Annotated in this window: 17 protein-coding genes and 2 pseudogenes; 6 read left to right on the top strand and 13 right to left on the bottom strand. The window is 41.1% G+C overall.

Annotated elements, in window-relative coordinates; all coding sequences use genetic code 11:
* Positions 1-19: 19 nt before the first annotated feature.
* From AC559H_RS16965 to AC559H_RS16955, 3 genes are all read right to left on the bottom strand, one after another.
* Positions 20-574 carry an NUDIX hydrolase gene (locus AC559H_RS16965; RefSeq protein ID WP_026787659.1) on the bottom strand — a complete coding sequence of 185 codons (555 nt, stop codon included), beginning with the start codon at positions 572-574 and terminating at the stop codon, positions 20-22.
* 31 nt (positions 575-605) lie between these two features.
* Entirely contained in the window at positions 606-1088 is a 483-nt protein-coding gene (gene folK, locus AC559H_RS16960) for a 2-amino-4-hydroxy-6-hydroxymethyldihydropteridine diphosphokinase (protein WP_026787658.1), read from the bottom strand.
* Between the two features lie 100 nt (positions 1089-1188).
* The gene (locus tag AC559H_RS16955; RefSeq protein WP_051319732.1) at positions 1189-2610 is read right to left on the bottom strand and encodes a calcium-binding protein; all 1422 of its coding nucleotides are present in this window, start codon (positions 2608-2610) and stop codon (positions 1189-1191) included.
* Positions 2611-2710: 100 nt separating this feature from the next.
* Here AC559H_RS16955 and AC559H_RS16950 point away from each other — a divergent pair, with 100 nt between their 5' ends.
* Entirely contained in the window at positions 2711-3919 is a 1209-nt protein-coding gene (locus tag AC559H_RS16950) for a glycoside hydrolase family 10-like protein (RefSeq protein WP_071782750.1), read from the top strand.
* Between the two features lie 22 nt (positions 3920-3941).
* Here AC559H_RS16950 and AC559H_RS16945 read toward each other — a convergent pair whose 3' ends face one another.
* The 4 genes and pseudogenes from AC559H_RS16945 to AC559H_RS16930 all read right to left on the bottom strand — a co-directional run bounded on the left by AC559H_RS16945 (position 3942) and on the right by AC559H_RS16930 (position 7781).
* The gene (locus AC559H_RS16945; RefSeq protein ID WP_026787655.1) at positions 3942-4610 is read right to left on the bottom strand and encodes a response regulator transcription factor; all 669 of its coding nucleotides are present in this window, start codon (positions 4608-4610) and stop codon (positions 3942-3944) included.
* Between the two features lie 53 nt (positions 4611-4663).
* Positions 4664-4966, bottom strand: a pseudogene (locus AC559H_RS16940) (transposase family protein); the annotation flags it as partial.
* A gap of 330 nt (positions 4967-5296) precedes the next feature.
* Positions 5297-6082 (bottom strand): annotated as a pseudogene (locus AC559H_RS16935) (ISAs1-like element ISPlr1 family transposase); the annotation flags it as partial.
* Between the two features lie 109 nt (positions 6083-6191).
* Entirely contained in the window at positions 6192-7781 is a 1590-nt protein-coding gene (locus AC559H_RS16930; protein WP_026795511.1) for a glucose-6-phosphate isomerase, read from the bottom strand.
* A 548-nt stretch (positions 7782-8329) separates the two neighbouring features.
* On the opposite strand from AC559H_RS16930, the gene AC559H_RS16925 reads away from it, so the two are divergent.
* A complete protein-coding gene (locus AC559H_RS16925; RefSeq protein WP_042154235.1) occupies positions 8330-8977 on the top strand; it encodes a ParA family protein in 648 nt (215 codons plus the stop codon).
* Here the strand turns inward: AC559H_RS16925 and AC559H_RS16920 are convergent.
* The 4 genes from AC559H_RS16920 to AC559H_RS16905 form a co-directional block, all read right to left on the bottom strand.
* Entirely contained in the window at positions 8970-9929 is a 960-nt protein-coding gene (locus AC559H_RS16920; protein ID WP_026795513.1) for a M48 family metallopeptidase, read from the bottom strand. The genes AC559H_RS16925 and AC559H_RS16920 overlap by 8 nt on opposite strands.
* 210 nt (positions 9930-10139) lie before the next feature.
* Positions 10140-11924, bottom strand: a complete 1785-nt coding sequence (locus AC559H_RS16915) for a ribonuclease J (RefSeq protein WP_026795514.1) — start codon at positions 11922-11924, stop codon at positions 10140-10142.
* A 204-nt stretch (positions 11925-12128) separates the two neighbouring features.
* A complete protein-coding gene (gene dapA / locus AC559H_RS16910) occupies positions 12129-13016 on the bottom strand; it encodes a 4-hydroxy-tetrahydrodipicolinate synthase (protein WP_026795515.1) in 888 nt (295 codons plus the stop codon).
* Positions 13017-13068: 52 nt separating this feature from the next.
* Positions 13069-14097 (bottom strand): aspartate-semialdehyde dehydrogenase, encoded by a 1029-nt coding sequence (locus AC559H_RS16905; RefSeq protein ID WP_026798554.1) that lies wholly within the window; start codon positions 14095-14097, stop codon positions 13069-13071.
* A 319-nt stretch (positions 14098-14416) separates the two neighbouring features.
* On the opposite strand from AC559H_RS16905, the gene tig reads away from it, so the two are divergent.
* Positions 14417-15814 carry a trigger factor gene (gene tig, locus AC559H_RS16900; RefSeq protein WP_026798553.1) on the top strand — a complete coding sequence of 466 codons (1398 nt, stop codon included), beginning with the start codon at positions 14417-14419 and terminating at the stop codon, positions 15812-15814.
* A gap of 192 nt (positions 15815-16006) precedes the next feature.
* On the opposite strand, the gene AC559H_RS16895 is transcribed toward tig, so the two are convergent.
* Entirely contained in the window at positions 16007-16375 is a 369-nt protein-coding gene (locus AC559H_RS16895; protein WP_026795517.1) for a response regulator, read from the bottom strand.
* Between the two features lie 873 nt (positions 16376-17248).
* Between AC559H_RS16895 and purH the strand changes: the two genes are divergently transcribed.
* Positions 17249-18796: a bifunctional phosphoribosylaminoimidazolecarboxamide formyltransferase/IMP cyclohydrolase gene (purH, locus tag AC559H_RS16890; protein WP_026795519.1), complete on the top strand. Its 1548-nt coding sequence runs from the start codon at positions 17249-17251 to the stop codon at positions 18794-18796.
* A gap of 85 nt (positions 18797-18881) precedes the next feature.
* Positions 18882-19511: a tetratricopeptide repeat protein gene (locus tag AC559H_RS16885; RefSeq protein WP_026795520.1), complete on the top strand. Its 630-nt coding sequence runs from the start codon at positions 18882-18884 to the stop codon at positions 19509-19511.
* Positions 19512-19607: 96 nt separating this feature from the next.
* Here the strand turns inward: AC559H_RS16885 and AC559H_RS16880 are convergent, their stop codons facing one another.
* Entirely contained in the window at positions 19608-20387 is a 780-nt protein-coding gene (locus AC559H_RS16880) for a pentapeptide repeat-containing protein (RefSeq protein WP_237745606.1), read from the bottom strand.
* 189 nt (positions 20388-20576) lie between these two features.
* Between AC559H_RS16880 and AC559H_RS16875 the strand changes: the two genes are divergently transcribed.
* Complete coding sequence (locus tag AC559H_RS16875; protein WP_026787642.1) at positions 20577-20966, top strand: hypothetical protein; 390 nt, start codon at positions 20577-20579, stop codon at positions 20964-20966.
* Positions 20967-21064 lie beyond the last annotated feature (98 nt).

Genomic DNA, 21064 nt, shown 5'->3' with positions numbered 1-21064 from the left:
TAATAATTAGGATTGAAGATTAAATATTTAAAAATCGTTTGGCTAATAGAAAACTAGAAATAGTTTTAGCATCTACAGGTTCACCATCTAAAATTGCTTGTTCTAGTTCTTTTGGAGTCATTAAAACCGTCTCAATATCCTCATCCTCATCCTGTTGCGGGGGCGTTTCTAATTTTTCTAAATCTTGGGCTAAAAACGCATAAATAATTTCATCACAATAACCAGGTGCTAATATAAATTGTCCTAATTTTTGCCAGCGATGGGCGCGATATCCGGTTTCTTCTTCGATTTCTCGCTTAACAGTTTCGGCGGGATCTTCATTAGGTTCAATTGTTCCGGCGGGAAATTCTAAAGTTCGTCCGGCGACCGCAAACCGATATTGTTTGACTAAGACTAATTTACCTTCTGAAGTCACGGGAATAACTAACGCCCCCCCGGGATGACGAATACATTCCCAGTCCCCTTCTACTCCATTGGGAAGACGTAAAGTATTGACATCAAAACTAAACTTTCGTCCTTGATAAAACAGACGATTTTGTAAAATAGTTGGGGGTTCCGATCCGGGTTTTGTCATAATATTTTAAGAGTAATTAGGGTTAAAAAAATTAAAGTTTTTGAATTCCTGAACAATCAACGGTTTCTAGGAGTTGAAAGACAGTTTTTTGTGTCACCGGATCAATCCAATTCGGGGCGATTTCCGCCAGAGGAATTAATACAAACGCCCGTTCTCTCATCCGGGGATGGGGAATTTGTAAGGTCGGTGTTTCCCAGATTAAATTATCAAACAAAAGTACATCTATGTCAAGGGTTCTTGGCCCCCAAGGTTCTCGTCGCACTCGTCCGAGTTGGCTTTCAATAGCTAATAGTATTTCTAATAGACTATCAGGTTTGAGTTGAACTTCCAGAATAGCACAACCATTAATATAATCCGGCTGTGGAGGGCCAACAGGAGCAGTTTGATACCAACTCGAACAGGATTTAACTTGGATCTGAGGATGCTGATTTAGGAGAGTTAATGCGGTTTTAACTGTTGTTTTAGAGTCTCCCAAATTACTACCAAATGCGATCGCAACGGGGCTATACTTCATGGTTTTAAATAGAGGGAATAGTAATGGGTAATGGGTAATGGGTAATTGGTAATAGACTGAAATACTGATAGAGACGCGCCATGGCACGTCTCTACACTGATTAACTTCCTCCAGCAAATTGAATCGGACTACCTGGTTGACCAATATTGGCATCAAATTTAAAATCAGTGATACCATCAAGAATTGCAATCAATTCTGTCTCTTTTCCAGTTAATAAATATATCGCTGTTCCTTGGGGTAAATTTTCCGGCGCGGGGGCTGGTAGATAATTACCAGGGCCTAAAAGAATCACATCTTCGGTGGGATTAAAATTAACAATCAGCGCATAATCCACAAATCCAATGATACTTCCTGCCCCATTAACATAATAGGTTTGAGTTCCGTCTCCCAAAACAAAGGTATCATTCCCCACTCCTCCGCTTAAAGTATCAATTTCCACAAATCCCGCCGGTTGAGAATTCGGGTCAACCCCAGTCAAAACATCATTTCCTTTATCACCACTGACAAAATCATTGCCAGCACCGCCAATCAGGGTATCATCGACTTGACCTCCATAAAGGCTATCATCACCTTTACCACCATTGATTTGATCACTTTGCTTATCCCCCCGGAGAAAATCATTCCCTAGACCCCCTACAAGGGAATCTTCCCCCTGACCACCATAGATAAAATCATCATCCTCTGCTCCGAGTATGGTGTCATTATCCTCACCGCCATAAAGGGTATCGCTACGCAGTCCCCCATTCATACTATCGTCACCTTTATCACCTATAATTAGATCTCGACCATCCTCACCTAATAGGCTGTCATTATTAATCCCCCCATATAAGGTATCGTTATCCGCGCCTCCATTGATTAAATCATCACCTTTATTTCCTTGTAGTAGGTCATTTCCCCCTTCTCCGACCAGGGTATCGTTATTTTGACCGCCATAGAGAATATCATTACCTGCATTCCCATTCAGAGAATCATCTCCGGTAAATCCTGAAATCAGGTCATCCCCCCCTAAACCAGCGACTAAATCCGGTCTATCAGTTCCTAACAAAGTATCATTTCCCTCGCTTCCCTGAACCAAAGAGGATGTTATCGGAGTTGGTGTGGGAGTTGTCGGGGTAGGAGTTGTCGGGGTTGGGGTTGTTGGTGTTATAGGGCCTGTGGGAGTTGGGGTTGTTGGTGTTATAGGGCCTGTGGGAGTAGGAGTTGTCGGTGTGGGAGTTGTCGGTGTGGGAGTAGGAGTTGTTGGTGTCGGTGGTGTCGTGGGTGTGGGGGGAGGTGAAGGGGGAAGGGTGGGAATTGGGGGAGTTACGGGGGGCTGAGGTTGAGGAATAACCGGGGTAGGAGGTTCAAGAATATCACCAGTGCCCTCCCTACCTTGGGGAATGGGAGAGAGAATTTCGACCTTTGGGTTAAAGCTGATGGTAACTTCAGGTTGATTATAAAAGGAAGGACTAGAGTTTAACAGATTAAATACAATATTTGTGCTATTATTTTCTCGAATACGGTGGGCTTGGAATTCATTCATAGAATTAACCTCGGTTCTCGGTTAAGATTAGCTTAATCCTTATATATCTCATAAGTTGAACAACTTGTAAAATTTTTTTTGATTAATTTTCTATTTATTCATGTTTTTTAAATATTTTCAAAGCTCGATTCAACTTTTTTTCAATAGAAATATTTTAAAAGTTTCCGTTCGTTTTTTCCTGGCGATCGCTCTTTTTTTATTCATTAATTTTCAACAATCTTGGAGTCAGGGTCTACCCCATTCCCCTGAAATTCGGGGGGTTTGGTTAACTAATGTTGATAGTGATATTTTATATTCTTCCCAGCATTTAACTTCTGGATTACAACGCTTAAAATCCTTAAATTTTAATACTATATATCCGACTATTTGGCAAGGAGGTTATACCTTATACCCCAGTCCCGTTGCTCAAAGAGTGTTTGGAGTTGCAATTGATCCTAACCCGGGATTGAAAAAAAGAGATGTTTTACAGGAAATCGTGACTCAAGGACATCAACAGAATTTTACTGTTATTCCCTGGTTTGAATTTGGGTTTATGGCCCCTGCTAGTTCAGAATTAGTTAAAAAACATCCAAGTTGGCTCACTCGAAAACAAGACGGTAGTTTGATTAAAAAAGAAGGAGTTGAAGAACGGGTTTGGTTAAATCCTTTCCATCCTGAAGTTCAACAATTTATTTTAGATTTAATTGCTGAAGTTGTTAAAAATTATAATATTGATGGGATTCAATTTGATGATCATTTCGGTTTACCTGCGGAATTTGGCTATGATGATTATACCATTAAATTATATCAAAAGGAACATAATGGACAATCTCCTTCTCCTGATTTTTATGAAACCTATTGGGTCAGATGGAGAGCCGATAAAATTAATCAATTCATGAAAAAAACCTTTGAAACCATCAAATCAATTAAACCCAATTGTATTGTATCTTTATCCCCAAATCCTCTACATTTTTCCTTACCTGCTTACCTACAAGATTGGTTTACTTGGGAAAGAAAAGGATGGATAGAACAATTGGTTTTACAGATTTATCGTCCTGATTTAAACCGATTTATCACGGAGTTAGAACGTTCGGAAGTCACCTTGGCAAAAAATCATATTCCCGTAGCTATTGGAATTTTAAGCGGGTTAAAAAATCGTTCGACTCCGATGAATATTATAGAACAACAAATAGCAGAAATCCGCAAACGTAAATTTGCTGGGGTATCTTTCTTTTTCTATGAAAGTTTATGGAATTGGTCAGAGGAATCTGAACAACAACGTCAACAAAAACTAAAACATTTATTCCCCACTTCTGTCAAACCTGATTAAAATAGATTTTGCGACTACCCTATCAAAAAATCAAATTATTTTTTAGAGCAAATCGGATTAACTCTGTACGATTATTACTATCTGTTTTCCTTAATAAACTACTCACATATTTCTCAACAGTTCTGGGACTTAGGTGTAAGTGATCGCCAATGGCAATATTAGAGAGTCCTTCGGATAACAACTCTAGGACTTGATGCTCTCGTTCGGTTAGACTAATCTTTAAAGCGGGTTGTAACCTCCTTGCTACAGGATCTAAATCCCCATCAGGGAAATCCGCAACCGGATCAGATAGACGGACTCGCCATTCCGACTCAATTAATTGCGATCGCTCTAATAAAGCCCGGATCACGACCCCCAACTCCTCTAACTCAAAGGGTTTGGGCAAATAATTATCACATCCGAGTTGATACCCTCGAATTCGTTCTTTGGTACTGGTATGGGCGGTTAAAAAAATCACCGGAAGCAGACGAAAAACAGGACGAGCACGGACTTTCTTGATCAGTTCATAGCCATCCATCTCAGGCATACCAATATCTGTCACGATCAGGTGAGGCTGATATTGCTCCACTAGGTGCAGCGCCTCCCGACCATTCTCCGCGGCAATTACCGAATAGCCCGAAATGTCCAAGTAATCACTAATCGAGAGGCGAGTCCCTAAATCATCATCAACAACTAGAATTGTTAGAGGCATAGGGGCAGAGGGTCAGGGGGAGCAGGGGCAGGGGAGGTAGGGGGGCAGGGGTTTAATTTAGGAGAATTCTCTCTTGACCATTCTTTTACTATTTTGCTTAAATCCTTCTCGTCTACTCCTCTCATCACCCTCCTTATTGTTGAATAAGATGGCATTCCTTGGCTATAGATATTGAATGTTCTTTTCAGGATAACTTCGTTGGCTTTGACAAAATATTCCATCTCTCGATATCCTTGATGCCCTGACATCACCCCTAAAACTACTACTAATAGCACTTCCCATAAACTATACCTTTTTCCCTGATTTTTTCGGAAATCCTTGACTTCTTTTAAATTTTCTATTAAACTTGTTAGCATCTTTATTTTAGAAAAAAATGGTGATCGCTCTCCATTTTATCAGGTGGCGATCGCTCTTTCTTTACTCTTTTTCACCTGACTTTGAAACAGCCCTGAGGGCTGTTTCATGTTTGAAAATTATAGCCTACTTTTGGGTCATAATTCTCAAACATGATAGCTATTTTCCGAATAATTAATATTTCATATAATTGCTATATTAATATTAATTATAGGAGGTATTATCTAAGCAGCATAAATATTCTTATTCCCTATGGAGTAAGACTTACATTCCCGATTTTTATCTATTTTTCCTAAATTAATTGCTCTATTTTTTCATTTTTAACTTTCGGATTAAGAGATAGCCACTAATTTCTCCCAATGATTTCCTAACCACCTTCTTCCCTCTGTTATTGACAAAAATCCTAAACCTCTGAAAATATTCAATCCTAGGGTGTTGAGCAGTGCCCAATTAGTCGCGGCTTGTACTTGATGAATTTTCATACTATCCTCTTTAAATAACACATCTTTTACCCAATGAACTTGATTCTCAATCCCCCAATGCCCTTTAATTTTTTTGGAAAAAAAATCCGCCTTTTCCCAGATACTACTTATATAATAAACCGTTTCTCTATAAGGCTTTTTTCCTCTGTATCCCCACCTTTCTACCTGAATTATACTTTGAATATGTTCCCAAGGGCTTTCAATTTTTATCGAATTTTTAAACACTGATACCCGACGAGTTATTTCTCGTCCATGACCCCTCTCTTTTTGAGTATCTATACTTTCAGCTTTCGTCGTTTTTGTAATTTTTTCAATTTGATTATACAGTTTGATTTGATTCTTTTTAACCGCGATTAAATAATCGTTTTCACTCTCGATAATCTTTCGGACTGTGGTGACATTACAATGTAACGCATCCGCAGTTATTAACTTTCCTTTTAGACCACATTCTTCTATTATCCCTTGGGCTACAGCTTGTTCTGAACCGGTTTTACTCTCGAACTTTTCCGTCGCTAATACTAATCCGGTTTCTTGACTAAATAGAGATACCATTATTACCATGTTTTGCTGCTGATTGCCTGGGTCTTTTACCGTACTTCTTAAACTTTTTCCATCTATTGCTAATCCCTCTATTCCCCCCCCCCTGCCCCCCCAGGGGGAGTAGGGGAGTAAGCGGTGCGAGCGTCCTCGCTCGCTAATAATCAATACATCAATACCTCAACAATTAATAATTGAAAATCAGCAGTTACCAGTGAATACTTGCCATTAAGGATGCTGGTTTTGCTGGATTTCCTACTAATAATACCCCTCGTTGATTGGTAGCTAAATGTCGCAGAATTTTATAAATGGCTTCAATTTGATCAGGGACTCCCGCCTTTTCAGCCAGGGTTTCCAGAGATAGAGCTTGACCTGCATCTTGGAGGACTTGAATAATTTTATGTTGTAATTCCAGAACCTCTGCGGCTGCTTTTTTCCCGGCTTCAACCCCCGGTTGATGGTAAGCGTTAATATTGACTAAAGACGCATATAAACCCACCGCCCGCTCATACAAAGCAATTAACGCGCCAACAATTTCGGGGTTAACTTCTGGAACCGTAATGGTAATTGAATCCCGATGATTTTCATACAATGCTTGCCGGGTTCCGAGTAAAAATCCCGATAAATAATCCCCTGATGTTACACCAGGTTCTACTTCAATAGAAGGCAAGGATCGATCCTGTAAGACTTCAATAAAGGTGGCAAAAAAGTTAGGAACTCCGTCGCGTAATTGTTGAACATAGGCGTGTTGATCTGTTGATCCTTTATTGCCATAAACCGCAATTCCTTGATAGACAATATTACTATCGAGGTCTTTTTCTTTCCCTAAAGATTCCATAACTAACTGTTGTAAATAACGACTAAACAACAGCAAACTATCTTTATAGGGTAAAACCACCATATCTTTTTCGCCCTTACCATTTCCGGCATAATACCAAGCTAAGGCTAATAAGGCCGCCGGATTGGTTTTTACCTCCGGTTTACGGGTAGCGATATCCATAGCTTTCCCCCCGGCCAACATTTCCCGAATCTCAATCCCCTGTAGGGCCGCAGGTAATAGCCCAACGGCCGATAATTCAGAAGTTCGTCCCCCCACCCAATCGGCCATGGGAAAGGTGGTTAACCAGCCTTCAGCATGGGCCTGTTGATCGAGTTTACTGCCAACACCCGTAACAGCCACGGCTTGTTGGGCAAAGTTTAAGTTTTGGGCAGAAAAGGCATTTCGTACCTCAATCATGCCGTTACGGGGTTCTGGAGTGCCACCGGACTTAGAAATGACCAGCACTATGGTACTTTTGAGGCGATCGCCAATTTTAGCCAAAACCCGATCGATGCCTCTAGGATCAGTATTATCAATGAAATGAATATTCAGGACTGGGTGATCTGGGGCTAGGGCTTCCGCCACAAATTCAGGCCCCAAAGCCGATCCGCCAATGCCAATGGATAAAATATCAGTGAATTGGGCTGCGTTTGGCGGTTTAATCTCCCCTTGATGAATCTTGGCCGTAAAGGTTTCTATTTTTTCTAAGGTTTCAACAATTTCTTGCTTGAGATCCTGGGTTGGGGCTAGATCGGGGTCACGCAACCAATAATGGCCGACCATCCGGTTTTCATCGGGGTTGGCGATCGCTCCTTTTTCCAAGGCGTCCATAGCTTTAAAAGCCTGATCAAACTTGGGCAATAAGGATGCAACAAAATCATCGTCAAATCGCATCCGACTAATATCCAGGTACAGTCCTAAGCTGTCGTGGTAGTATAGCCAATCTTGGTAGCGTTGCCAGAGTGCAGTGGCATCCATAGTCTTAAATTCCGCTATATTAATTTTTAGCTTAAAGTATAATGGGTTTAGATTAACTCTTTTTCGGTTAACAATTAAAGTTGACACTCCCCGCGTCTAAAGCCGGGGGATTCTTGAAGACTCCACAAACGAAGTTTCAATGGTGCTGGCAAAAACACCCTAGACGCTCAAAACAACTACCAGTACAAGAGGTATTGTAATTGCGCTTACTTTTGATTTTTTTAACGCTTTCCGAGTCCATCACAACGCCAATTAGGTACGCTCAACATCCTGCCATTATTCGCCCTTTAACTATTCCAAATCAAGTTGGATATGTCCGTTGCCGGGATTGCTCCGCACTAGGATGGTTCAACACGTAGATGGTTATTCTTACTTGCTTTGTCTTCATCATACCACTGTGGCTGAAGCCACACAGTCGTTTCACAGGATTTAAAAATCCCTACCGACTTATCCATGAGTCTGAAGCCAGGGGCTTGCGTCTCGTTTTTTGGTCAATGCTGTCTCTTGATCCGTTAAACTGAAATGTGCTTGCCACCGGATCTATAAATATGGCCAAAATTCTTGCGATCGCCAATGGAAAAGGGGGAGTGGGTAAAACCACAACCGCCATTAACCTGGCCGCCATTCTCGCCAACAACTTTAGCACCCTTTTAGTCGATACAGACCCCCAGGGTTCGGCTTGTTGGTGGGCTGAACAGGGTAACGGGGGAGAAATGCCCTTTGAGCATTCTTCCGAGACTGATCCCAGTTTGCTGTCTCGATTGAAGCAGGTAAAGGACTATGAATTGGTAGTGGTCGATACCCCTCCAGCTTTAAAGTCCGATGCGTTATTAGCCGTGGTACAGGTGGCCGATTATTTGGTATTACCAACCCAAGCCGCCCCGATGGATTTAGTGGCTTTAATTGAAACCGTCAGATCGGCGATTACCCCTTCTAAAGTTCCCCATCGGGTCTTGATGACTAAAGTTGACCCCCGCAGTTTAGGGGATGCTTTTGATGCCCAAAAATCCTTACAAGAAGCGGGGATTCCGGTATTTAAAAACATTATTCGCGCCTATAAAGCCCATGAACGTTGTCCCTTGGAAGGGGTACCAATTATTCAAGCCAAAAGTCATAATTCCAGGGAAGCCGCTTCGGATTATCGACGGGTAGCGGTGGAATTATTGAGGAGTTTAACAGAAAACAAAATTATTTAAACTTAATTTGATTAATTTGATTCTGTAACTCCTCAATTTGTCGGCGCAAATCATCAACTTCATCTTGAGATTTTTCGGCTTTCACATTAACCGAACCCTCTGCGGTGGCTTGTTGATAATTACCGGAACGAATTTTACTATATTCAACTGAATCATTCCACTCTTTTAAATATTGAATTCGTTCCACGGGAAAGGGATGACTTAACATCATGCCTTGACCCCCATTATAAAATAAAAACTTATAGACTTGATTTAAACCATCTTGATCTAAATCGCGATATTGTTCGGATTGACGAATAAATTCATCTAAACTACATTCATGGGCATATTTTGTACTCACTCCCGCTAATTGCATCATGGATTTCATCACGGATTTGAGATCATCCGTTACTAATAATGCCGCTCGGTCTGCCGATAATTCGGCTTTTCTTCGCCATTCATAAAAGGCATAAATTAAGCCACTATTGACTAAATTTCCTAACCCAAAAGTTAATTCCCCAATCATTGAAGCCACACCCATTGCCCAAATTGACATCTGATTTAAAATCGGATGACCACATTTTATATGTCCTAATTCATGGGCTAAAACGACCCTTAGTTCGGCTTCATCTACTAAGTCTAAAAGACCCGTATTCAAAATAATATAGGGGTGTTCCTGTCCGAGAGCATAACTATTAACTTGGGGATTTTGAGAGACAAATAAACCCGGTTCGGGAAAGATATCTAAATCCCTCACACATTCGCGAAAAACATGATAAATACTAGCATATTGTCTGGGCCCTACTTGGAGAGCATTTCCCATTAAGTAAACATATTGAGGACGTTCATAGATAAATTCAACAAATTTACTGGCGATTAAATCAAAGCCTGGAACACTTCTCAAAGCAACTTCTGCTTCTTTATCCAGGGGATGACGAAAGGCTTCGCTAGAAATTCCGGTGTAAGTTGGCATAATAATAATTTACAGGTCATGTTAATACAATGTTGAAAACCCCCAAGGGCTTACGACCTTTTGGATATTCTAATAATGAAGTCATCTGAAGTGCAGGCTCCGTCTGCTGTTGAATCAAACGGAGCCAGAGCCTCCCTGTTCGCATTCCCAGGTGGAACCTGGAAGATGGAACGAGAGGAAAGTCGCCGGGTTTCTAAACCGTTTTTTACCCTAAGAAGCCACTCTTGCGGTGCTGCGAGGACGACGACGACCTGTTAGTTTTGTAGCAGGTTCTTCGTCGGGAATTTGAACTAATAAAACCAACAAAGGATTACTAGCAATTTCACGGCGCAGGACACGCTGGATCGAGCGTTCGACTTGAACTTTTAACCCTTCCCAATCCACTTCTTTAATTTCTGAGTCAAAAGTGCGGGCAAATTCTGTCCAACGTTCACTTAAAACCGTCTCAATAGTTTGGGTTAATTGTTCTTGTAAAGCAGCCTGATTAACGCTATTTACAACACCTTTCAAATGAATCTCAGGCCGTGCTAATAACTTACCATCGGTTCCCACAGCTACCGCCATTGTAACTATCCCTTCTTCGGCTAACTGACGCCGTTCCTTCATGGTTTCATCTTTAACCACCCCAGAGCGAGAGGCATCCACAGGTTCAATTCCGGCTTGAACTTTACCCGCAATTCGGATTGATTCTTTAGTTAATTCCACCACAAAACCGTTATCAATTAACACCATATTTTCTGCTGGAATACCCATACTTTGGGCAGTCTTTTGGTGTTGAACTAACATCCGGTGTTCTCCATGCACAGGAACAAAGAATTTCGGACGAGTTAAAGCTAACATTAACTTCTGATCTTCTTGACATCCATGACCGGAAACGTGAATCCCTTTTTCCCGTCCATAAATCACATTTGCTCCCTGGATCATCAATTTATCAATGGTGTTCACCACTGCAATTGTATTCCCAGGGATCGGGTTAGCTGAAAAGACCACCGTATCGCCTTGCTTAATATTAATTTGACGATGATCGCCGTTGGCAATTCGCGTCAATGCCGATAAAGGTTCACCTTGAGATCCTGTGGTTAAAATCAGTAATTTATCATTAGGAATCCCACTAATGGCATTCAGAGGCACAAATAACCGATCTTCACATTTGATATATCCTAATGTCCGAGCGTGGGCAATCACATTTAACATGGAGCGACCCACCACCGATACCAACCTTCCCTGTTTTTGGGCAATATCTAAAATAATATTCAGACGGTGAACAGAGGAGGCAAAAGTTGTGACTAAAATCCGACCCTGAGCTTGGGCAAAAACCCGCTCTAAGTTGGGATAAACGGAACTTTCCGAAGGGGTAAACCCTGGAATTTCGGCATTTGTAGAGTCACTTAATAAACAGTGAACCCCTTTTTCTCCGTATTCGGCTAACCGTTGGAAATCAAAAAATTCTCCATCTACAGGAGTATGATCAATTTTAAAATCTCCCGTATGAATTACCACGCCCACAGGGGTAGTAATGGCGACGGTAAAACTATCAGCAATGGAGTGGGTATTGCGAATATATTCTACTAGGAAATATTTCCCAATTCTGACCATTTCCCGGGGACGAACCGAGCGTAATTCCGTGCGATCGGCCACGGCGGCTTCTTCTAATTTTCCTTGTAATAATGCCATCGCTAACCGAGGGCCATAAATTACCGGAATATCGAATTGTTTCAGGTGAAAAGCAATTCCCCCAATATGATCTTCATGACCATGGGTAACAATCATCCCCTTAATTTTTTCTTTGTTTTCTCGCAGATAGGTGACATCGGGTAAAACAATATTAACCCCGTGCATTCCATCAGTTGGAAACGCTAAACCCGCATCTAAAATCACAATTTCATCTTCATATTCAAAGATGCAAGTGTTTTTTCCGATTTCATGTAATCCCCCTAAAGGAATAATTTTCAGGGAACCGGAACTAAATACCGGAGTTGAAGTGGGGGTAGCCATGGTTGAGCTTTTTTTTCTAATCACGGGAGTGTTGCTGTTTTTAATCATGCTGATCCTTTTTTGTTAGGGGTTGACAATTGAAATAATCAAGGCAAAATTTAAGAGTTGATAGAATTTCCAGAATTATCCTAATTATTTTGAAAATTCTGTCAATCAGGAGTGGATATTTAGTTTTCACAAAGCCTAGAAAACTGTGCCGAGATCCTACTTAACTAGATTTAATTGACTCAGCACGTCCTTCAATGCGTTTGTCACTTCAGCCGTTGGGTCACACAAAGGCAAACGGGTCGATCCCACATTCCAGCCTAGCAAGTTAAGTGCCACTTTCAACGGAATCGGGTTGGTGGTGACAAACAAGGCTTTAAACAACCCTAATAACCGGATATGGATGTCAGTTGCTACTTGTATTTGACCCGCTTCAAAGGCTTGAATCATCTGTTGGAGTTGCGTTCCCACTAGATGACTGGCGACGCTGACCACCCCGGAACTGCCAACGGCTAACATGGGCAAGGTCAGAGAATCATCTCCAGAGTAGATCGAAAATTCCGAAGGTGTCAACCGTCGAACTTGGCTGACTTGATCTAAATTGCCACTAGCTTCCTTAATCCCCACAATATTCTCAATCTCCGCCAAACGCGCTACCGTTTCTGGGAGGAGATTTTGTCCTGTGCGTCCAGGTATATTGTAAAGCATAATTGGCAAATCGGGACAGGCCTGGGCGATCGCTTGGAAATGCCGATACAAACCCTCCTGGGGCGGTTTATTGTAATAGGGGACAACCTGTAATGTGCCATCTAAACCCAGTTTAGTAGCCTTTTGGGTGGCATCGATCGCCTCTTGGGTGCAATTCGATCCTGTTCCCGCGATTACCTTAGCCTTGCCTGACACTGCCTTCTGCACGACTTGAAATAACTCGTATTCTTCATCCCAAGTCAAGGTCGGAGATTCCCCCGTAGTTCCGCACACAACTACGGCATCGCTTCCGGTGTTCACCAGATGGGCGGCCAACTTTTCCGCCACTGCATAATTCACACTACCGTCTTCGTGAAACGGCGTTACCATAGCCGTTATGACTCGTCCAAAACTTACCATTTGTCTTTAATATCAGTTATCGGTGTTTCCTGCGTTTGTCATGGTTAAAACCTCAACGCCGTAAACCTAAAAGTTGTTTTTCCACTAACAATTCAGCAATTTGCACCGCGTTTAATGCTGCACCCTTGCGAATTTGATCACCACAGAGCCACAATTCTAACCCACAGGGATGGGACAAATCCTGACGAATCCGACCTACTAACACCGGATCACGTCCACTCGCATCAATCGGCATGGGGAAATAGTTGGCTTTGGGATCATCCACCAGTTCCACTCCGGGGGCGGTGCTGAGGATATGCCGGGCTTTTTCTACACTCAAGGGTTGCTCGAATTCTAAGTTAACCGCTTCTGAATGGGCGCGTAACACGGGAACCCGCACACAAGTTGCAGAAATCATCAGATCACTGACCCCAAAAATTTTGCGGGTTTCATTAATCATTTTCATTTCTTCTTCACAATAACCCAATTCATTAATCGGTGTGTTGTGAGGGAAAAGATTAAAGGCCAAGGGATAGGGAAAAATCTCGGTTTTGGGTGTTTCTCCTTGCAAAATGGCTAAAGTCTGTTGCTTCACTTCTTCCATAGCCCTAGCCCCGGCCCCACTTGCCGATTGATAGGTAGCAACAACCATCCGGCGAATCGGTTGTACCTGATATAATGGCCAAACTGCCACCGTCATTAAAATCGTGGTGCAGTTGGGGTTAGCAATAATCCCCTTATGGTGGTTAAGAGCCTCTGGGTTAACTTCCGGGACGACTAACGGGACATCGGGGTTCATGCGGAAGGCACTGGAGTTATCAATCATCACCGCCCCGGCCGCGACTATTTTTGATGCCCAAAGCTTAGAGGTTGCTCCTCCAGCCGATGCCAACACAATATCAACATGATCGAAGCTGGTTTCCGACACCGCTTCCACGGGTAAAGTTTCCCCCCTAAAGGTTAAGGAGGTTCCCGCCGAACGGGGAGAAGCCAATAACTTTAACTCCCCCACTGGAAAATTTCGACTTTCCAGGAGTTCGATTAACTCCGCCCCGACCGCACCCGTTGCCCCTAGAATGGCAACTCGATAAGAATTTGACAAAATTGTAACCTCCGTGATCAAAAAATAGTATTTTTAATAAATCTAAATTTTTATAGGGCGTAAAACTTTTGGGTTAATAATTATTAATCGTTTGGGTAGGGGCTTAATCTCCCTTATCTATTATAGTTTAGCCGTTCCGATTCCAACCAAAATCTAACAAAATCTAATAAATGGTCACACAAGGGCGCATAATCAGTTACGATCACTATTTGATTACACAAACCGACATTAGCAATTTTAACTTGCTAATCCGGTGATTATGGTTCCCCCGCGAGTCAAATATGTTGGGGGTGTTGAATTCAGAATATCACGATTTTTTATGAAAGTAACCCAGGAAAAACTTCCCGCAAGTCAAATTGGATTAGACATTGAGATTACCCCTGAAATGTCTAAAAATGCTTATGAGCAAGTTGTTCGGAAGATGAGCAATTCGGTGAATATTCCTGGGTTCCGCAAAGGCAAAGTGCCTCGCCACATTTTGGTTCAGCGCTTGGGTCAGGAACGAATTAAGGCGGCTGCGTTGGATGATTTGATGAACCAGTATTTACCCAAAGCTGTCGAACAGGAGAATATTCCGGCGATTGGCAACTTTGAGCCCCAAGGCGATATTGATCAACTGATTCAGCAATTTGAACCCGGACAAACCCTGACGATTAAAGTGGTTGTGGATGTGGAACCCGAAGTTCAACTCGGTGAATATAAGGGCTTAAATGTCCAAGCCGAAGAAGTTAAGTTTGACCCTGAACAGGTAGAACAGGTCTTAAAACAGGAACAGGAAAAAAGAGTCACCTTAATCCCCGTTGAAAGTAGACCCGCTCAAGCCGGGGATGTCGCGTTTGTTGATTTTAAAGGGCATTTTACCCCGGAATCAGAAACGGACGAACTTGAAGAAATTCCGGGTGCTAAGGGTGATAATTTCCAAGTGGATTTGGAGGAAGGTCGGTTTATCCCTGGTTTTGTTGATGGAATTGTGGGCATGAATCCGGGAGAAACTAAAACCTTAAACCTCAAGTTTCCCGATGAATATGGGGATGAGGATGTGGCTGGAAAAAATGCCACCTTTATTATTACCTTAAATGAAATTAAGGAAAAAGAACTCCCAGAGTTAGATGATGATTTTGCCGAAGAAGTCAGCGAGTTTTCCACTTTAGCCGAACTGCGGGCTTCTTTGGAAAAGCGTTTTCAAGGAGAAAAGGACGACCAAACCAAGGCTAATCAACGCAAAGCTTTAGTGGAGGCTTTAGCAGAAACCATTGAAGTCGATTTACCGGAAACCTTGATTCGTCAGGAAGTTGACCGACTGATTACCGAACAGGTAATGCAGTTGAGCAACATGGGATTAGATGTTAAGCGGTTATTGACGGGGGAAATGTTACCTCGGCTACGGGAACAAGCCCGTCCAGAGGCGATTGACGCTTTGAAACGTTCTTTGGCCTTGAAGGAAGTCGCCAAACTAGAATCTTTGACCGTCACCGAGGAAGAAATTAAAGCCGAAGAAATTAAAGTTCTTTCAGAACTCAAGGGTCAAGATGTTGATCCTCAACGGTTACGCGCTTTTGTGACCGAAGATTTAGTTCAACAAAAAACCTTTACCTGGCTGGAAGAAAACTCAACGATTGAGTTAGTTCCCGAAGGGACTTTAACCCCTGAAGAAGACGATGAAGACGATGAAGATCAGGAAGATGATGATGAAATTGATAGTACCGAAGCAGAATAATCTGCGGGACGACTATTCAGTCATCAGTTAACAGTTAACAGTTATCAGTTAAGAAGTTTACAGTTAATTTATTAACTCCTCAACTGATAACTCTTTGACTGCTAGGGGCGGGTTATTTTAGATATGAGTTAATCACCTAAATCTGGATGAACCCGCCCCTACAACTGATAACTGATTACTGATTACTGATTCCTACCTCGGTAGGAGTTGTTTTATTGTACTCAACAGTTCTTCGGGACGGAAAGGTTTGGAAATATAGGCATCAGCCCCTTGTCTGATTCCCCAGATGCGATCAAAGTCCTCACTTTTGCTAGAACACATAACTACGGGAATATTCTGGGTTTTGGGATTTTTTTTAATATGGCGACATAACTCATAGCCGTTCATGTTGGGCATAACAATATCTAATACCACTAAATCCAGTTGTGTGACCTGTTCAATTTTTTCTAAGGCTTGAACTCCATCTTCGGCTGAGATCACCTCCATCCCACTGTCTCGCAACATATTAGCAATTATCTCTCGGAGAGCGTTGCTATCATCGACAATCATCACTGTAGTCATTTTTAATTTTGGCTATTAAAAGCTAGAATATAGGGATTTTTGAGAGTGTTTTTACGTTTCTTGATCCTATTCTAGCGGATTTCACCAAAAAACGAGCGGAAGCCCCTAGCTTTAGCTATGGGGAGGTAAGCGGTGGTGGCTTTAGCCACCGTCAAGATTAAATTCTCTAATAAGTCTTTTGAGTGCAGCAGACATACTGCACCCCCACAAACTAGCAATCTTGGTTAACTTTTCAGACTCTAGCTCATCTAGGTACGCGGGGACAGGATGTTTTTTTGTTGCCATGACATTATGCACAAAGTATTAATACTATGTTATTTTAGTGTCAGGAGGTAACAAAATGTTTGGATGTCAGCAAAATCTCATTAGTCCCGACACAAAACTCAAGGCAATCCTAGAGTTTTTGTGCGCAGAGTCTTCAAAATTAACTAATTGTGGGATCTATTATTCTCGTCAAATCTTGCCTAGAAACGGATGCTTTTATTTAGAGCTTGTCTATAAGTCTCAAAATATCCAATCTAATGTCAATCCATTAAATGCTTTGATGATAGATCATGGCATGGATAATTGGTTGATCAACGCAGATTGCAATGGTGCGGCCAATATTGGGCGAAAAGTAGCGACAATACTAGGACTTGATCTTAGTGGAGTCAGTAGAGGGGAATTGACAGCCCCTTTGAGAGTCCCTTTGTGGGCTTAGTCAAGAATCCCCCGCATTTATGCGTGGGGAGTGTCAATGACCAAAACATCCACAACTTACAAATTGAGTTCTTGAGTTCGGTTTTGTTATTGGTGGCAATAGGTAGGAACAGAAATTGAGCCAGTAGGTGCAACAATGGTAGACTGTTGTTTTTGAATTCGGAGTTTTGCCCAATGGCCCGTTTAGCTTTATTGAGTGTATCTGATAAACGAGGACTAATTGAGTTTGCTAAAAGCTTAGTTGAAGAATTAGGTTTCGACTTAATTAGTAGTGGCGGTACAGCAACAGCTTTAAAAGCGGCCGGACTTGCTGTTACTAAAGTCTCTGATTATACGGGATTTCCTGAGATTTTAGGCGGACGAGTTAAAACCCTCCATCCTCGTATTCATGGCGGAATTTTAGCCCGTCGAGATGTGCCTCAAGATTTAAGTGAGTTAGAAACCCATAATATTCGTGCTATTGATTTAGTCGTAGTTAATCTTTATCCCTTTGAACAAACTATTGCTAAACCCGATGTTTCTTTAGCAGACGCGATCGAAAATATTGATATTGGTGGCCCAACTTTATTACGGGCATCGGCTAAAAATTATGCCCATTTAACTGTATTATGTAATCCCGAACAATATGGATCTTATTTAGAAGAATTTAAGCAAAAAAATGGGGAAATTTCTTTAGAATTTCGTCAACATTGTTCCTTAAAAGCCTTTCAACATACGGGAGCTTATGATAGCGCGATCGCAGCCTATTTAGAACAACAAGAACTCAATTCTGAATCTCCCTTACCCCAAAGTTTTGTCTTAGCAGGAACTCAAATTCAATCCTTAAGATATGGCGAAAATCCCCATCAACCTGCGGCTTGGTATCAAACCGGAACTCAACCCACAGGTTGGGCATCGGGTCAGATTTTACAAGGAAAACCCTTAAGTTATAATAATTTAGTGGATTTAGAAGCCGCTAGACGGATTATTTGTGAGTTTCCCGATCAACCCGCCGCCGCCATTTTAAAACATACAAATCCCTGCGGTGTTGCTGTTGCTAATAGCCTATCTACAGCTTATGAAAAAGCCTTTAATGCTGATTCAACCTCTGCCTTTGGGGGAATTGTAGCATTAAATCGAACTATTGATCAAGAGACAGCAACGGCTTTAAGCAAAACCTTTTTAGAGTGTATTGTTGCCCCAGATTGTACTCCAGAAGCGTCTCAAATTCTCAAGAAAAAATCTAACCTACGGGTGTTAATTTTACCTAATTTAACTCAAGGGCCAAAAGAAACAATTAAACTAATTGCAGGTGGTTTTTTAGTCCAAACCGCCGATGATATTGTGGAACAATCTACGGACTGGAAAGTGGTGACAGAAAAGCAACCTACTCCAGAAGAATTAGAGGAATTAATGTTTGCTTGGAAAATAGTTAAGCACGTTAAATCTAATGCTATTGTTGTTACTAAAAATCAGACGACATTAGGCGTTGGGGCCGGACAAATGAATCGGGTCGGGTCAGTGGAAATTGCCCTCAAACAAGCCGGAGACAACGCTAAAGGCGGGGTTTTAGGAAGTGATGCCTTTTTCCCCTTTGATGATTCAGTTCGCACATCGGCGGCGGCAGGTATTTCTGCTATTGTACAACCTGGGGGAAGTATGCGAGATCAAGATTCAATTAAGGCAGCAAATGAGTTAGGATTAGTTATGGTTTTCACGGGTATTCGTCATTTTCTGCATTAATTAAAATATAATCAATATTCCGATAGATGACAACCTATCGGAATATTGTGAAGAAAAAATTTAACATCAGATTACAATTACAAAGATGAAAAATAAACCGTTAAATTTAACCCGGGTAACAACAATAATTTTAGGAATAATTATTGTATTATCATCCAAAGTACAAGCTCAAAACGATTTACCCAGTCCCAGCGAGTTGCGGGGTAAACCCAGTGAAGCGGAACAGGAAAAGTTAGACAAGAAACAATCTCGACAAGCAATATTTCGTCAAGCAATTCAACTCTATCAAACTGGAAATTATGCCGCTTCCGAAGCAATTTTTCGTCAATTGGTAGAAAATCAACCCAAAGAAGCTAAATATCATTTTTATTTAGGAAATTCTTTATTTTATCAACGAAAAATAGAAGAAGCTACTCAAGTCTATCAAGAAGCTATTAGTTTGAATCCTCAATATGGGCTGGCTTATAATGCTTTGGGATTTTTACACGCCAGTCAAGGACAATGGGATGAAGCGATCGCCCAATATCAAAAAGCCTTAGAAATTAATCCTGACTATGCGGAAGCCTTAAAAAATTTAGGGGAATCTTTATGGAAAAAAGGCAATACCGCCGAAGCCAATAATGCTTGGAAAAAAGCCTTAGAATTATATACACAACAAGGGAATAATAAAGCCGTCCTCCAACTTCAAGAAATGTTAAATAAAACCTCACAATAACATTAATCGTAGGGCGGGTTCCATCACAATTTATAATTCCTACAAATAAGATTTGTAAACCCGCCCTACTAGATTTTTTAGATTATCTGATCAACATTAATTCAAGGGAAATTCTTGACTTTCAACCTGTTCTGAAATCGGTACCACCACACAATTAACCACATTTGTAATTACACAAACAACAGGAGATAAATCCGTGCCTTGTAGCAGGCTTCCTCGGAGGGTTGTTTGAGATAATTTAGCCCGATCAATGTTAGTATCAGCTAAAATTGTAGCGGTTAAATTAGCATTTTCTAAAATAGTCCGATCCAAATTAGCTTTGCGTAAATCCGCACCCAATAAGTTAGCACGGGTAAGGTTTGCTGCTTCTAAATCAGTTTGAAATAAAAATGCCTTACGCAAATCAGCATTTTCTAAATTAGCTTGGTTGAGATAGGATTGGCTAAAGTTTGTACCGACTAAACTAGCATCTTTTAAATTTGCCTTGATTAAATTTGCCTGAGCTAAATCCGCTTGGGAAAGATCGGCTTCTCGGAAATCTACCCGTTCTAATATAGTATTCCTTAAATTAGCACCAAATAGGTTAGCAGATGCTAAATTAGCTTGAGTTAAATCGGCACTATATAAATTAGCTTGATTCAGATTAGCACTGCGAAGATCAACACCTCTTAAATCTGATCCTTGCAGTTGAGCTTTAAATAAATTAGCCCCCCGCAGATCAAACTGTTGCAGATTTGCGCCTCTTAAATCACATTCGGGACAACGATTTGTAGTTCTTAATTGTTGCAAATCCGATTCATTTTCCGCTTGAGCGACAGTTGCAAATCCCAATGTAGATAGAATAACAGACAATGCTAAGATTTTAAAATTCATCATCCTCACTCCATTTTTTAGTATTTCTGCTCAATCGTTTTTAACCCTGGGGGTAGCAATAGGTTGAGCATTTGCCCAAATTCTATCACAAACAGCAGAAGTGACAAGATTTTTTTAACTGAATGATTGCCATTTCAGAAAATAGGAGTAAAATTAAGCTGTAATTAACTTAACTTTTTTTCAGGGGAAATTATGGACAACGGAAGTTATGAATTTAATGAATCTCAGAATCAACTGATTTTGGATTTGTCTAAAAAAATGTTATTTGTGAGTTACTTTCTAATTGCTGGTGGAATATTAGGAGCTCTTGGTGGAGTTATTATGTTCCTCAAAGGAGGATTCGGTGAACTGGTACAGGGAGTGATTCTATTAGTTACTGGAATTTGGACAATTAATTCTGCAAAAGCGTTTAAATTAATTGTTGATACCCAAGGAAATGATATCGAAAATTTGATGGGTGCTTTGGGACAATTGCGTAAACTTTATACGCTGCAATATTGGCTATTTTTGATTGCTGTAATTTTTATGGCAATTGCTTTAATTCTGACTATTATCTTTGGTATCGCAGCAGGTGGAAGTTAATCTATAGCAATTCTAAATAATTTATGAAAACCTGTAGGGGTTGGATCTCCCAACCTCTACGATAAAATATTATAACTAATTTAGGATGGCTATATAAG

This window comes from Planktothrix prolifica NIVA-CYA 540 (genome assembly GCF_963864145.1).
Taxonomy (GTDB): Bacteria; Cyanobacteriota; Cyanobacteriia; order Cyanobacteriales; family Microcoleaceae; genus Planktothrix; species Planktothrix agardhii.
This window is presented reverse-complemented; position numbering and strand designations above follow the sequence as displayed.

Bases quoted from the DNA above. Each gene is read 5' to 3' on its own strand.
- AC559H_RS16965 (WP_026787659.1), bottom strand. From the start codon at position 574: ATGACAAAACCCGGATCGGAACCCCCAACTATTTTACAAAATCGTCTG.
- folK (WP_026787658.1), bottom strand. From the start codon at position 1,088: ATGAAGTATAGCCCCGTTGCGATCGCATTTGGTAGTAATTTGGGAGAC.
- AC559H_RS16955 (WP_051319732.1), bottom strand. From the start codon at position 2,610: ATGAATGAATTCCAAGCCCACCGTATTCGAGAAAATAATAGCACAAAT.
- AC559H_RS16950 (WP_071782750.1), top strand. From the start codon at position 2,711: ATGTTTTTTAAATATTTTCAAAGCTCGATTCAACTTTTTTTCAATAGA.
- AC559H_RS16945 (WP_026787655.1), bottom strand. From the start codon at position 4,610: ATGCCTCTAACAATTCTAGTTGTTGATGATGATTTAGGGACTCGCCTC.
- AC559H_RS16930 (WP_026795511.1), bottom strand. From the start codon at position 7,781: ATGGATGCCACTGCACTCTGGCAACGCTACCAAGATTGGCTATACTAC.
- AC559H_RS16925 (WP_042154235.1), top strand. From the start codon at position 8,330: ATGGCCAAAATTCTTGCGATCGCCAATGGAAAAGGGGGAGTGGGTAAA.
- AC559H_RS16920 (WP_026795513.1), bottom strand. From the start codon at position 9,929: ATGCCAACTTACACCGGAATTTCTAGCGAAGCCTTTCGTCATCCCCTG.
- AC559H_RS16915 (WP_026795514.1), bottom strand. From the start codon at position 11,924: ATGGCTACCCCCACTTCAACTCCGGTATTTAGTTCCGGTTCCCTGAAA.
- dapA (WP_026795515.1), bottom strand. From the start codon at position 13,016: ATGGTAAGTTTTGGACGAGTCATAACGGCTATGGTAACGCCGTTTCAC.
- tig (WP_026798553.1), top strand. From the start codon at position 14,417: ATGAAAGTAACCCAGGAAAAACTTCCCGCAAGTCAAATTGGATTAGAC.
- AC559H_RS16895 (WP_026795517.1), bottom strand. From the start codon at position 16,375: ATGACTACAGTGATGATTGTCGATGATAGCAACGCTCTCCGAGAGATA.
- purH (WP_026795519.1), top strand. From the start codon at position 17,249: ATGGCCCGTTTAGCTTTATTGAGTGTATCTGATAAACGAGGACTAATT.
- AC559H_RS16885 (WP_026795520.1), top strand. From the start codon at position 18,882: ATGAAAAATAAACCGTTAAATTTAACCCGGGTAACAACAATAATTTTA.
- AC559H_RS16880 (WP_237745606.1), bottom strand. From the start codon at position 20,387: ATGATGAATTTTAAAATCTTAGCATTGTCTGTTATTCTATCTACATTG.
- AC559H_RS16875 (WP_026787642.1), top strand. From the start codon at position 20,577: ATGGACAACGGAAGTTATGAATTTAATGAATCTCAGAATCAACTGATT.